This is a genomic window from Micromonospora sp. NPDC047557 (assembly GCF_043205095.1).
GTDB lineage: Bacteria > Actinomycetota > Actinomycetes > Mycobacteriales > Micromonosporaceae > Micromonospora.
On sequence record NZ_JBIDDK010000004.1, the window covers coordinates 373,111 to 385,840 of the forward strand.

General features: G+C 74.6%; 10 protein-coding genes and 1 riboswitch. Of the genes, 2 read left to right on the plus strand and 8 right to left on the minus strand.

Annotated elements, in window-relative coordinates:
- Positions 1–40 precede the first annotated feature (40 nt).
- Together ACGGAQ_RS14515 and ACGGAQ_RS14520 are read left to right on the plus strand one after the other, a co-directional pair.
- Positions 41–850, plus strand: a complete 810-nt coding sequence (locus tag ACGGAQ_RS14515; protein WP_393048657.1) for a DNA-formamidopyrimidine glycosylase family protein — start codon at positions 41–43, stop codon at positions 848–850.
- A 164-nt stretch (positions 851–1,014) separates the two neighbouring features.
- Positions 1,015–4,668 carry a hypothetical protein gene (locus ACGGAQ_RS14520; protein ID WP_393048660.1) on the plus strand — a complete coding sequence of 1,218 codons (3,654 nt, stop codon included), beginning with the start codon at positions 1,015–1,017 and terminating at the stop codon, positions 4,666–4,668.
- A 15-nt stretch (positions 4,669–4,683) separates the two neighbouring features.
- Here the strand turns inward: ACGGAQ_RS14520 and ACGGAQ_RS14525 are convergent, their stop codons facing one another.
- From ACGGAQ_RS14525 to ACGGAQ_RS14560, 8 genes are all read right to left on the minus strand, one after another.
- A complete protein-coding gene (locus ACGGAQ_RS14525) occupies positions 4,684–5,469 on the minus strand; it encodes a hypothetical protein (protein WP_393048663.1) in 786 nt (261 codons plus the stop codon).
- A 20-nt stretch (positions 5,470–5,489) separates the two neighbouring features.
- On the minus strand, positions 5,490–6,362 hold the full coding sequence (locus ACGGAQ_RS14530; protein ID WP_355066838.1) for a PspA/IM30 family protein: 873 nt from the start codon (positions 6,360–6,362) through the stop codon (positions 5,490–5,492).
- 201 nt (positions 6,363–6,563) lie between these two features.
- The gene (locus tag ACGGAQ_RS14535; protein ID WP_007456752.1) at positions 6,564–7,025 is read right to left on the minus strand and encodes a helix-turn-helix domain-containing protein; all 462 of its coding nucleotides are present in this window, start codon (positions 7,023–7,025) and stop codon (positions 6,564–6,566) included.
- 152 nt (positions 7,026–7,177) lie between these two features.
- Positions 7,178–7,765, minus strand: coding sequence for a CinA family protein (locus ACGGAQ_RS14540; protein ID WP_393048666.1), 588 nt, complete (start codon positions 7,763–7,765; stop codon positions 7,178–7,180).
- 139 nt (positions 7,766–7,904) lie between these two features.
- A complete protein-coding gene (gene pgsA, locus ACGGAQ_RS14545; protein ID WP_354859210.1) occupies positions 7,905–8,501 on the minus strand; it encodes a CDP-diacylglycerol--glycerol-3-phosphate 3-phosphatidyltransferase in 597 nt (198 codons plus the stop codon).
- Positions 8,502–8,578: 77 nt separating this feature from the next.
- Positions 8,579–10,087 carry a 30S ribosomal protein S12 methylthiotransferase RimO gene (rimO, locus tag ACGGAQ_RS14550; RefSeq protein ID WP_393048669.1) on the minus strand — a complete coding sequence of 503 codons (1,509 nt, stop codon included), beginning with the start codon at positions 10,085–10,087 and terminating at the stop codon, positions 8,579–8,581.
- A gap of 89 nt (positions 10,088–10,176) precedes the next feature.
- A complete protein-coding gene (locus ACGGAQ_RS14555) occupies positions 10,177–11,460 on the minus strand; it encodes a DUF2207 family protein (RefSeq protein WP_393048672.1) in 1,284 nt (427 codons plus the stop codon).
- Positions 11,461–11,623: 163 nt separating this feature from the next.
- Complete coding sequence (locus tag ACGGAQ_RS14560; RefSeq protein WP_393048675.1) at positions 11,624–12,547, minus strand: ornithine cyclodeaminase family protein; 924 nt, start codon at positions 12,545–12,547, stop codon at positions 11,624–11,626.
- 93 nt (positions 12,548–12,640) lie between these two features.
- A riboswitch (guanidine-III (ykkC-III) riboswitch) is annotated at positions 12,641–12,711 on the plus strand.
- Positions 12,712–12,730 lie beyond the last annotated feature (19 nt).

Consider the following 12,730-nt stretch of genomic DNA (forward strand, 5'->3'; position numbering starts at 1 on the left):
GACACATGCGAATCTTGCTCGAAAGAGGGAGGATGGCAGGGTGCCCGAAGGTGACACCGTCTGGAACACCGCCCGCGTGCTGCACCGCGCGCTGGCCGGCGCGCGGCTCACCGGGTCCGACTTCCGGGTGCCGCAGCTGGCCACCACCGACCTCACCGGGTGGACCGTCCGCGAGTCGGCCAGCCGGGGCAAGCACCTGCTGCTGCGCCTCACCGCCCCGGACGACGCGCGGTGGACGCTGCACTCGCACCTGCGGATGGACGGCGCCTGGCGGGCGTACGCGCCGGGGGAACGGTGGAGCGGCCAGCCCGCGCACCTGATCCGGGTGGTGCTGCGCACCCCCGGCGCGGTGGCGGTCGGCTACCACCTGCACGAGCTGGCCCTGGTGCCGACCGCCGAGGAGGACGGCCTGGTGGGTCACCTCGGGCCGGATCTGCTCGGCCCGGACTGGGACCCGGCCGAGGCGGTGCACCGGCTCGCCGCGCACCCGGAGCAGAGCATCGGCGAGGCTCTGCTCGACCAGCGCAACCTGGCCGGGGTGGGCAACCTCTACAAGTGCGAGGTGCTGTTCCTGCGGGGCGTGTCGCCGTGGACGCCCGTCGCCGCGGTGCCGGACCTGCCCGCCACGGTGGCGCTCGCCCAACGGCTGCTGGCCGCCAACCGGGGCCGCTGGACGCAGAGCACCACCGGCTCGCTGCACCGGGGTCAGACCAGCTACGTGTACGGTCGCCGCGCCCAGCCGTGCCGCCGCTGCGGCACCGCCATCCGCAAGGAGGAGCTGGGCGAACGGGTCACCTACTGGTGCCCGGTCTGCCAGCCGGAGCAGCCGCACACCCCACCGCCCGGCTGACCGGGCCTCGCCAATCGAGGCCAGCCCAGATACGGACGATTGGGTAATTCCTATCCGGCCTCCGACGTCGCATGCTGCGGTTGAGTGCTCACCGCCCGTCAGCGAAGTGCCGGGGGCCGCCACGCCGGGGTGGCGATCCTCGTGCCGCAACCTTGGGGAGAGTCATGGCGATCTTCCGCAGACTCCGCTCCACCTTCTTCTACCGGCCCACCCCCGACGGTCTCGCCCGGACGGTGTCCGTCCCGGCCGCGCGTACCGCCGAGGAGGCCGCCCCCGCGGCGAGCCTGGACCCGACCGCCGTGCCGCGCTGTTTCGGGCCGGTGCCGAACGTCGCGTACAGTCCCCGCCCGACGCGCGCCCCCGACGGCCGGCCGGTGCCGGGCACCGGGCTGCGCAAGTTCGTCGACGCGCTGCCCGTGCCGGGCCAGCAGGCCCTGCCGGTGGCGGTGCCCGACACGATCAGCTACCCGGGCTGCGACTACTACGAGATCGGGCTCCAGGAGTACACGCAACGCCTGCACCGGGACCTGCCGGCCACCCGGCTGCGCGGCTACCGTCAGCTCAACCTTGGCACCGACGCGTCCGGCCACAACACGGTGGCGCCCCCGGATCGGCCCTGGCACCTCGGCCCGATGATCCACGCCCGGCGGGGCCGGCCGGTCCGGGTGAAGTTCATCAACCAGCTCCCCACCGGCCGGGCCGGCGAGCTGTTCCTGCCGGTTGACGAGACGGTCGAGGGGGCCGGCATCGGCCCGCTGGACGGCCCGGCGCCGTACCCGCAGAATCGAGCGGTGCTGCACCTGGCCGGGGCGCAGACCGGCTGGACCAGCGCGGGCAACCCCGGGCAGTGGATCACCCCGGCCGGTGAGATCACCCCGTACCCGACCGGGACGGGCCTGACGCCCGTGCCGGACATGCCGCCACCCGGTGCCGGCGCCACCACGCTCTACTTCCCCAACGAGCAGAGCGGCCGGCTGCTCTGGTTCCACGACAACACCCTCGGCCTGGCCCGGCTCACCGTCTACGCTGGTCAGCTCGCGCCCTACCTGCTCACCGACCCGGTCGAGGATCAGCTCGTCGCCGACGGGGTGCTGCCGGCCGACCAGCTCCCCCTGGTGATCGAGGACAAGACGTTCGTACCGGACGACACCCAACTCGCCGCCGAGGACCCGACCTGGGACCGGGAACGGTGGGGGGCCCGGGGCAGCCTGTGGCACCCCCACGTCTACCAGCCCCGGCAGAACCCGTACCGGTCCGGCGGGCGCAACCCCACCGGCCGGTGGGACTACGGCCCCTGGTCGCGCAGTCCCGGCCCGGACGGCAGCCGGGCCGACGGCGAACCCACGGTGGACGGCTGGCCGCTGGCGGAACGGATCACCGGCGGGCCACCGCCGACCGGACCGGGGCCGGTGCCGAACCCGCACCACGACCCCGTCGGCGCGCCCACCGAGCCGCCGCTGCGCCCCGGGGTGCCACACCCGTCCGCGGTGCCCGCGGCGTACGGCGACACCCCGCTGGTCAACGGCGTCGCCTACCCGTACCTGGAGGTGCGCCCACGCGCGTACCGGTTCCGCATCCTCAACGCCTGCCTGGACCGCAGCCTCAACCTCCAGCTCTACCGGGCCTGCTCGGACGCGCCGATGTGGACCGACGCCGGTGTCCTGGCCGACGCGGACGCCGGCGAGGTGCCGATGGTGCCCGCCGTGCGCGCGCCGGACCGGCCGGACGCCTGGCCGAGCGACGGGCGGGACGGCGGTGTGCCGGACCCCCGGGCCGCCGGCCCGGAGTTCGTCCAGATCGGCAACGAGGCCGGGCTGCTGCCCGCCCCGGTGGTGCTGCCGAACCGGCCGATCGGGTACCGCTACGACCGGCTCGACCCGACCGTGCTGAACGTGGACGGGCACGCGCTGCTGCTCGCCCCGGGTGAGCGCGCCGATGTGCTCGTCGACTTCTCCACCGTGGCGCCGGGCAGCACGCTGATCCTCTACAACGACGCCCCGGCCCCGCTGCCCGGCTTCGACCCGCGCTACGACCAGCACACCGACGCACCGGACCGGACGGCCGAGGGCGGCCCACCGCCCACCGAGCCCGGGTACGGCCCGAACACCCGTACCCTGCTCCAGTTCCGGGTGAGCGGCGTGCCCGAACCGGCGTACGACCTGGCCCGGCTGCGGGAGCGGCTGCCCGGGGCGTACGCGGCCAGCCAGCGCCCGCCGATCGTGCCGCAGCCGGCGTACGACCCGGCCTTCGGCAGCCGGACGACGGCCGGGACGACGGTGTCGGCGCACGCCGACACGGTGACGTTCACACCGCTGGGCGGCGCCGGCCCGGTGACCCTGCCGATCGAGGTCAAGGCCGCCCAGCAGATCTTCGAACCCGGTCACGGGCGGCTGGCCGGGCGGCTCGGGGTCGCCCACCCGCACGCCGGGCCGCTCGCCCCGGCGACCCTGCCGCTCGGCCCGACCGACCCGGTCACCGAGGTGCTGTACGCCGCCGACCCGGCCATCCCGGTCGGCGCGCCGGCCGACGGCACCCAACTCTGGCGGATCAGCGGCAACGTCCGGCAGACCGAGCCGCTGCACTTCGGCGGCTGCGACGTGCAGCTCGTCAACCGGGTCGGCTGGGACGGCACGCAGCGCCCCCCGCACGGTGCGGAGCTGGGCTGGAAGCAGATCGTCCGGGTCAACCCGCGGGAGGACGTGGTGGTGGCGCTGCGCCCCGTCGCCCCGGCCCTGCCGTTCAAGTTGGGCGACAGCGTCCGGTTGCTCGACCCCGGCCGTCCACCCGGCGCGCGGGCCGGGTCGACGCCGATCAGCCCGACCGACGGGCGACCCGCCGTGGTGGTCAACCAGATGGTCAACCTCGGTTGGGAGTACCGCTGGCACAGCCAGCTCGCCGGCCACCGCGACCTGGGCATGAGTCGCCCGCTGGTGCTGCGGGTGACGCCGAGGGCCCCCACCGGGCTGACCGCCACGCCGGTGCCCGGCTCGGCCACCGCGCTACCGGCGATCGCCCTGGCGTGGACCGGCAACGGCGGACGCCCGCCCGCGACCAGCCACCTGCTGCAACGAGCCACCGACGCGACCTTCGGCGGCGACGTCACCACGATCACCGTCGCGGCCGCCGCCACCCGCTACACCGACGCCACGGTCACCCCCGGCACGACCTACCACTACCGGATCCGGGCGGAGAACGACGTCAGCTACTCGTCCTGGTCGAACAGCGTGCCCGCCTCGGTGCACCTCGCCGCGCCGGGCGGGCTGATCGCGGCGATCCCGCCCGCCGCGCCGCTGCGGGTGGCCCTGCGCTGGACGAACCGCTCCTTCGCCACAGGCATCGACGTGCAGCGGGCCACCAACCCGACCTTCACCAGCGGCCCGGGCACCACGGCGATCGGGGTCGGTGACAACCACCTGGACACCACGGCCGCCCCGGACACCACGTACTACTACCGGGTCCGCACCACGTACCTGGGCGCCGCCTCGGCCTGGTCGACGGTGGCCTCGGCGAGCACGCCGCCCGCGCCGGGCACCCCGAGCGAGGTGACCGCCGCCGCGAGCGCGCCCGGCCCGGACACCGCCACGGTGGTGCTGGGTTGGACGGCGCACACGCCCGCCGGTCCGGGGTCCGGGTTCATCGTGCAGCGGGCGTTGGACCCGGCGTTCGGGCAGGAGGTGGCGACCTTCACCGTGACCGGTCGCGGCTTCACCAACACGGGGCTGGCCCGGGGCGTGACCTACCACTACCGGATCCGGTCGTTCAACGTCGTGGGCAGCTCGCCGTACACCGGCCCGATCCCGGTCACGACCCCACCGTGACGGGCCGGGCGGGGCTCAGCTGGTGGGTGCCCGCAGCCCGGAGCTGCCGGCACGCAGCTCGGCCAGGGCGGAGGCGACGCCGTGCAGCAGGTCGGTCGCCTCGGTGAGCCGGTCGGCGGCCGGGTGGGTGGGCTCCGGTCGGGCGTCCTCGGCGAGGTATCCGGCGGCGGCGACCACCAGCCGCTCGTAGGCCGCCACGCCACTCTCCAGCTGGGCGGTCAGCGTGCGGTGCGCCTCGGCCAGCGGCGCCCGGGCGTCGGTCGGCGCGAGCCGCAGGGCCCGTTCCACGCTGGCCACCCGCGCGGCGAGGTCGCGCAACGACCGGTCGGCGGCAGCGGCCTCCAGCACGGCCGGCTCGGCCAGCCCGGTGAGCCGGGGCGCCATCCCGGCCAGGGTGAGCGACGCCCGGTCCAGTCGGCCCCACTGCTGCCCGGCGGTGGTGCCGCGCAGCGCGACCCGGCTGCGAACGCGGCGTACCTCGGCGAGCACGCCCGAGCCGACCGGCAGTCGCTCGACGGCGGCCACCAGCCGCGCTCGGGACCGGGCGGCAGCCTCGGCCGGATCCAGCGCCGGGGGCACCGGGCGCGCGGCCAGCGCTCGCAGATCGATCCAGCGCCAGGCAGCCAACGCCACCGCGCTGCCCGCGGCGCCGGCCCAGGCCGCGTCCGGCAGACCGAGGCCGGCGTACGGAGTCAGCACCGCCGCAGCGCCGCCGAGCCCACCGGCCAGTACGCTCCACCGCCGGGCGGACCGGCGCAGCCGACCCAGCCGACGGAAGTACCGCGTCCGCTCGTCTGCCACCGAAGACCTCCTCGGACCGTTCAGCCGGCGGCGGTCGGGTCGCCGGTGCCCCGTTCGCGGGCCATGCTGGCGCGCAGCTCGTCCAGCCGGGCCGCGGCGGTCGGGTCGCTGCCCGGACTCGCCGTCTCACCCTGCGGCACCGCCGGGCGCTGCGCCGTGCCGCCGAGCTGCTCCCCCGCCATGCTGGACCGGATCTGCTCCAGCCGGGCCGAGCCCGCCGAGTCGATGGTCGCCTTCTGGATCTCCAACATCCGGCCCTCGACGGAGTTGCCGGCCAGCTCCGCGCGGCCCATCGCGTTGGCGTACCGCCGCTCGATGCGGTCACGCACCTCGTCCAGCGACGGGGTGGTGCCGGGGGCGGTCATCGACGACATCGACTCCAGCGAGCGGGCCACCGTCTCCTGCATCTTGGCCTGCTCCAGCTGGCTGAGCAGCTTGGTGCGCTCGGCGAGCTTCTGCTGGAGGATCATCGAGTTGTTCTCGACGGCGCGGCGGGCCTGCGCGGCGGCACCGAGCGCCTGGTCGTGCAGGGTCTTCAGGTCCTCGGTGGCCTGCTCGGCCGAGACCAGCTGGGTGGCCAGGGCCTGGGCGGACTGCTCGAACCGCACCGCCTCGGCCTCGTCGCCCTTGGCGCGGGCCTGGTCGGAGAGCACCAGGGCCTGCCGGGCGTTGCCCTGCAACCGCTCGACCTCGGACATCTGCCGGGACAGCTTCATCTCCAGCTGACGCTGGTTGCCGATGACCGCCGCAGCCTGCTGGACCAGCGCCTGGTGCTGCCGCTGGGCATCCTCGATGGCCTGCTGGATCTGCACCTTGGGATCGGCGTGCTCGTCGATCTTGGCACCGAAGAGCGCCATCAGGTAGTTCCAGCCCTTGACGAACGGGTTCGCCATCTCCGCGGTATCCCCTCAGTAGCGTCGCTCCACCGCGATCGGGCCGGGTTCAGCCGACCGACCGCGGACCGGCCGGTCTCCATCGTCCCAGCCGAACGCCACCGAGGCATCCGTACCGGGTGCTCGACGGGAACCGTCGGCTCCTGCGGGCCACCCTACGCGGCTGTGGCCACGTCGCCCATGGTCAACCGCTCGACGTGCTCAGGCGGCGCAGACCACGTCCCGGTCGCGCTCGGTGGGGCGGACCCGGGTGCTGCGCAGGGTTGCCCGCAGCGGCGAATCCTGCCGGACCGACACGGCGACCTTGCCATCGGAGGTGACCTGACGGACGCCCCGGTTGGCACCCTTGCGCACGGCGGCCGTCGCGCCGACGGGCGCGGCCTCGGCCGGCTCGTCCTGCATGCCGACGAGCACCCCGGCGGGCATCTGCTCGGCGAGGGCCACGGTGTCGCTCACCTCGCGCAACAATTCGGACAGGCGGGCACCGAGCGCGTCGCAGATCGCGGCGAGCAGCTCGCTGGACGGCTCCTTGTGCCCCCGCTCGATCTCGGAGAGGTAGCCGAGGCTGACGTTGGCGGCGGTGGACACCTCACGCAGTGTGCGCTGCTGTCCCTGCCGGCGCGCCCGCAGTGCGTCACCGATCACCCGGCGTAGCAGGACCATCGCACCTCCCCCTGAGGGATACCTCTCGCCCGGCGTCGGGCGGCCGGCCGCGGCGGACCGCGCCGGCTCCGAGCGTCGGAGCCTTCCCGCAACCGTACCCGCTGTGGGGCCCGGCGACATCCCGCCCCGCCCGTTGGTTCGCCCGGGGCGGCTCATCGGCGCCCCGCGCCGGCCGTCCCCAGACCGTCCCGGGCGGCCTCGTCGGCCATCTCCAACCCGTCCCGCGGGGCTTCGTCGGCGGCGTGGATCCGTTCGGCGAGCAGCCGCAGCGCCTCGATCACGGCGGCCGAGCGTACATGGTCCCGCCCGCCGTCCAGGTCGAGCTGGCGGACCTCGGCGGCACCGCCCGGGCCGGCGACCGCGACGTAGACCAGGCCCACGGGCTTGCCGTCCTGCGGCTCCGGGCCGGCGACCCCGGTGGTGGCGAGCCCCCAGTCCGCGCCGCAGCGGCGCCGGCCGCCCTCGGCGAGCGCCGCCGCCACGTCCGGGTCGACCGGGCCGCGCTCGGCCAGCAGATCGGCCGGTACGCCGGCCAGCGTGGACTTCAGTTCGGTGGCGTAGACGACAAGCCCGCCCCGGTAGATGCCACTGACCCCGGCGATCTCCACGATCGACGCGGCCAGCAGCCCGCCGGTGAGCGACTCGACGGTGGCCAGGGTCTCGTGGCGCTGCGACAGACTGTGCACGACGCCCGCCGCCGCGCTACCCGTCGCGTTCTCGTCCCGCTCTTCCCGCCGCATGAGCTCGTCCTTCCCCACCCGTCGACCCCCAACCCTCCGGGCCGAACCCCGTCGATCATGAAGTTATCGCCCCGACACGCCGGCCCGGACGGCAATAACTTCATGATCACCGCGAGAGGGCCGGGGGGTGGGTCGGGGGTCAGGGGTGGTGGGGGCGGCGGAGGCGGAGGGCCTGGGTTATGTAGTCGAAGCCCGTCGCCACCGTGACCAGGACGGCGGCACCCATGATCCAGGGGCCGACGGCCACGAGGGCGGCCGGCATCGGCCAGAGGTACCAGGCGATGGCCAGGATCTGGAGCGCAGTCTTGATCTTGCCGCCGCGGCTGGCCGCGATCACACCGTGCCGGATCACCCAGAATCGCAGCCCGGTAATGCCCAGCTCGCGGACGAGGATCAGCGCCGTCACCCACCAGGGCAGCCGGTCGTACCAGGAGAGCAGCACCAGGGCCGCGCCGGTGAGCGCCTTGTCGGCGATCGGGTCGGCCACCTTGCCGACCGAGGTGACCAGAGCGAACCGGCGGGCGATCCAGCCGTCCACCAGGTCGGTCGCCGAGGCCACCGCGAAGATCAGGCAGGCCGCCATCCGCCAGCCCGCATGGGTCATCCCCGACACGATCACGGACGCGGCGAAGACCGGCACCAGCACCAGCCGCAGCGCGGTCAGCGCGTTGGCCGCGTTGAGCACGGGCACCCGCGCGACCACCCGGGCCGGCGTCGACTCCGTCGCCCCGGTCACCGCCTCGCTCCGCTCGGGTCGCCATGGCGTTTCCGGCACCGCACCACCTGGCTCCCCCGCTTCGTCCGGGCCCGCCGTCACCGTGCCGCGCCGGGCGCCGCCGAGATCATCTCATCCGGCACCGCGAGCAGATCCACCCCTTCGGTGCCGGTCACCGTGGCGCGCACCAGGTCACCCGGGCGCAACGCGGCCAGGTCGACCCCGCCGTCGGCCGGCGCGACGAGGGTGGTGGAACCGTCCACCTCCGGCGCCTGGTGCGCCGCCCGGCCCTCCACCACGCCGTCGACGATCGCGTCGACGAGCACCTCGACGGTCGAGCCGAGCCGGTCCTCGGCCCGCTGCGAGCAGAGCTCGTCGGCGAGCGCGCTGAGCCGGTCGTAGCGCCGCTTGATGGTCGCGGCGGAGACCTTGCCGGGCAGGCCGGCCGCCTCGGTGCCGTCTTCGTCGCTGTAGTCGAACATGCCGATCGCGTCGAGTCGGGCCTCGGTCAGGAACCGGGTCAGCTCGTCGATGTCGGCGCGGGTCTCGCCGGGGAAGCCGACGATGAAGTTGCTTCGCGCGCCCGCCTCCGGGGCCAGCGCCCGGGCACTGGCCAGCAGCTCCAGGAACCGGTCGGTGGAGCCGAAACGCCGCATCCGACGCAGCACCGGCTCGCTGGAGTGCTGGAACGACAGGTCGAAGTACGGGGCCACCCCCGGAGTGCCGGCGATCGCCTCGACCAGACCGGGCCGGGTCTCGGCCGGCTGGAGGTAGCTCACCCGCACCCGGACGATGCCGGACACCGCGGCGAGCTGCGGCAGCAGCTTCTCCAACGCGCGGGGGTCACCGAGGTCCTTGCCGTACGAGGTGGAGTTCTCGCTGACCAGCACCAGCTCCCGTACGCCGGTCTTGGCCAGCCACTCCGCCTCGGCGAGCAGCTCGTCCGGCGTCCGCGAGACGAAGGCCCCACGGAACGCCGGGATGGCACAGAACGCGCAGCGCCGGTCGCAGCCGCTGGCGAGCTTCAGCGAGGCGACCGGGCCGGTGTCCAGTCGGCGGCGCAGCACCTGGCGCAGGTGCGCCGGGGTGTGCTCGTCGGTGTCGACGACGGTGCGCGCCACGGTGCCGTGCCCGGGCAGGGACACGGTGGCGCTCTGGCGCTGCACCGGGGTCAGCGGCAGCAGCTCGCGGCGGTCCCGGGGAGTGTGCGCGGTGATCTGCTCGCCGGCGACGACGGCGTTCAGCCGGGCGGCGATGTCCGGGTAGTCGTCGAAGCTCAGCACCGCCTGCGCCTCGGGCAGGCTGTCGGCCAGCTCCCGGCCGTACCGCTCGGCCATGCAGCCGGCGGCCACCACCTTGGCGCCGGTGCCGGCGGCGGCGAGCAGGGTCTGGATGGAGTCCTGCTTGGCCTTCTCCACGAAACCGCAGGTGTTGACGACCACCACGTCGGCGCCCTCACCGTCGGTGGTCACCTGCCAGCCATCGGCGTGCAGGCGGGCGGCCAGCTCCTCCGAGTCGACCTCGTTGCGGGCACAGCCCAGGGTCAGCAGGGCGACGCGACGGCCGTCGGCGTGGTCAGCGGAAGAAGGAGAGGTGGCAGACACCATCCGAGGGTACCGGGCCGGCCGGGTAAGCCCACGCACGCGGGCTGGTCGCGCCGGTTGGGCCGCCCTCGCTGTGCTGTGGCGCAGGACCGCTAGGGCAACCGGGACCGGGCGGCGCCGGGCGGCGGAGAATCGTCGCCGTACGTGCCGGCGGGCTCCGCCGCGGCCCGTCGCACGGTCACCCCGAGCACCCGCCGGCCCCACGGTCGGACACGTGCGGCCACCACGTCACCGAGCTGACATTCGTCCGCGAGCTTGGCCGGGAGGATCCAGGCGCGTAGCCGGTCGGCGTGGCCGTCGTCGACGACGAGGTGGTAATTGATGATCCTGCCCGGACCATCCTCCGACGAGTCCCGCTGCCAGACCTGGCGCCAGAGCACCTCTCCGCTGATCGTGGTCGGGGCGAGCACGTCGGACAACTGTCGACCGCTCGCCTGCGTCGGCCCGTACCGAGAGAGCAGACCCGGGTAGCTGACGCTGACCTGCCGCCACCTGCCCCCGTACGACGACCAGAGCCGCGTGCGGTCGGCCATGCCGAAATTGATCACGGAGGACGCCGTCCGGGTGAGGCCGAGCGCACAGCCGTACGCCAGCTGGCGATCCCCGGCCACGACGGCGGCGGGCGGCTGGTCGCCGCCGGCCTCGTGCCCGGCGAGCCAGGTGCGCAGACCCAGCCAACGGGCGGCGGCGGCCCGGCCGGCGGCGGTGTCCCGCTCGCCCAGGTCCCGACGCGCGATGCCGGCGAGCACCATGAAGGGGACGAGGAAGGCAGCGACCACGCCGAACCGGTCCGCGTCGGACCGGGTCACGTAGTGCCAGGAACCGGCCGCGACCGCGGCAGCGGCGACCGCGCCGAGCACGATGTGCAGGACGACCAGCGGGCGGGAGACGCGTCTGCGGGACAACCCGAGCCGTTGGGCGTCGGCCACGACCGCTCGACGCAGCCGCTTGGACCAGGCGGCGGCGCGGTCGGCATCGGCGAAGCTCAGCGCGGTCAGCGGGACCACCCCGTCGACCGCACGCTCGGCCACCCGGTCGTGGACCTGACGTTCGTACTGATTGAGGTCGTCAGGCGCGCGACTGGTGAGGTGCACCGTGGTGTTCCGGGCATCCAGGTCGGCCTGGCGCAGCTCCAGATAGCCGCGCGCGGCGAGGTCGAGCAGGGTGGAGTCGGCCGCGTACTCCGTCTGCCGCCACCGGGTGGTCAGCAGGTTCACCACAGCCGGGGGCTGCTGGCCGGGAAGCCCCCTGGCGGCCGGGCCCGGGGGCACGGCGGCGGGCCGGGTGGCCAGCAGGGTGATCCCGTAGATCACCGCCCAGCAGGCCAGGCTCGCCGCCGGAAGGCCGATCTCGATGACCGGGTCGGAAAGGTTCACTGCGGCAAGGGTCATGACCCCTCAGATTCGGATCGTCCGCCGGCCCCGTCGTGGCGGTCACCGAAATCATGATCGACTAGCGACGTCGCCGATGCCGGCCGGTCGCCCAGGTGGGGGTCCCCTGTTCGGCCAGTCCCGTCCGCGACGGCATCCTGCGTGCCGGTCAGCGCGCCCCGGCGCCCACGCGGGTCAGCGCGTCGAGCAGGAAGACCTCGGTGCCGGCCAGGCCGGTGGAGCAGAAGACGGAGACCTGGTCCGCCGTGGTCCGGCCGGGGACCGCGCCAGCCAGGATGCCGCCCAGGTCACGCAACCGTCCGGCGTACGGGGGCAGGGCCGCGAGCATCGGCGGCTGGTAGTCCGCCGCTTGGGCCGGCGAGTCGGTGACCAGCAGGTCGGCGACGTCCAGCAGGTCGGTGCCGAACTCGCTGCGGTCGTGCTGCTTGAAACCGACCGCGTTGACGTGGGTGCCGGGGCTCACATCGGCTGCGCGCAGCACCGGGGTGGGGCTGGTGGTGGCGAGCACCACGATGTCCCGCCCGGTGACCGCCGCGTCCGGGTCGGCGACCGCGCGGGCCGGCACGCCCAGCTCGGCGCGCACGCGGGCGGCGAAGGCGTCCCGGCGGGCCGCCGAGCGGCTGTGCACCACCACCTCGCGCAGCGGGCGGACGGCCGCCGCGGCCCACACCTGGGTCCACGCCTGCCGCCCGGAGCCGATCACGCCGAGGGTCGCCGCGTCCGGCCGGGCCAGCGCGTCGACCGCCACGCCACCCAGCCCACCGGTACGCCGGGAGCCCAGCTCCTCGCCGACGGCTACCGCCCGGACCGCGCCGGTGTGGGCGTCGTGCAGCACCACCAGCTGCTCGCCCTGCGGGTGGCCGAACGTGTCGTACGAGCGGTAGCCGTACCACTCGCCGACCAGGTGCCCGGCGGTGAGCACCATTCGTCCCCCGCCGAGCGGGGCGGCGGCCCGGGGCGGGGCGACCAGCCGCCCCTCGTACGCGGCCACCAGGGCGACGCGCATGGCGTCGACGGTGGTGGTGGCGTCCAGGACGGCGGCGATCTCGGGATCGGCATAGAGCAGGGCCATCTCGCCATACTGCAAGTTGAAGTGAGGTAGAGGTCAACGTGTGGTGGCGGGAGTCACCACCCCGGCCGCCGGGCCGGTGCTAGCGTCGGCCACGGTGGCCCCGGATGCCGGTGACCACTCCGGACGAGTGGTGGGCGTACCCGGTCAGGCCAAGACGCCCCACGTGACGACCCGACTCGTCCG

What these genes read in the sequence shown, in the direction of transcription:
- ACGGAQ_RS14540 (WP_393048666.1), bottom strand. Translation starts at nt 7,765, where the DNA reads ATGCGGCGGGAAGAGCGGGACGAGAACGCGACGGGTAGCGCGGCGGCG.
- ACGGAQ_RS14520 (WP_393048660.1), top strand. Translation starts at nt 1,015, where the DNA reads ATGGCGATCTTCCGCAGACTCCGCTCCACCTTCTTCTACCGGCCCACC.
- ACGGAQ_RS14535 (WP_007456752.1), bottom strand. Translation starts at nt 7,025, where the DNA reads ATGGTCCTGCTACGCCGGGTGATCGGTGACGCACTGCGGGCGCGCCGG.
- rimO (WP_393048669.1), bottom strand. Translation starts at nt 10,087, where the DNA reads ATGGTGTCTGCCACCTCTCCTTCTTCCGCTGACCACGCCGACGGCCGT.
- ACGGAQ_RS14560 (WP_393048675.1), bottom strand. Translation starts at nt 12,547, where the DNA reads ATGGCCCTGCTCTATGCCGATCCCGAGATCGCCGCCGTCCTGGACGCC.
- ACGGAQ_RS14530 (WP_355066838.1), bottom strand. Translation starts at nt 6,362, where the DNA reads ATGGCGAACCCGTTCGTCAAGGGCTGGAACTACCTGATGGCGCTCTTC.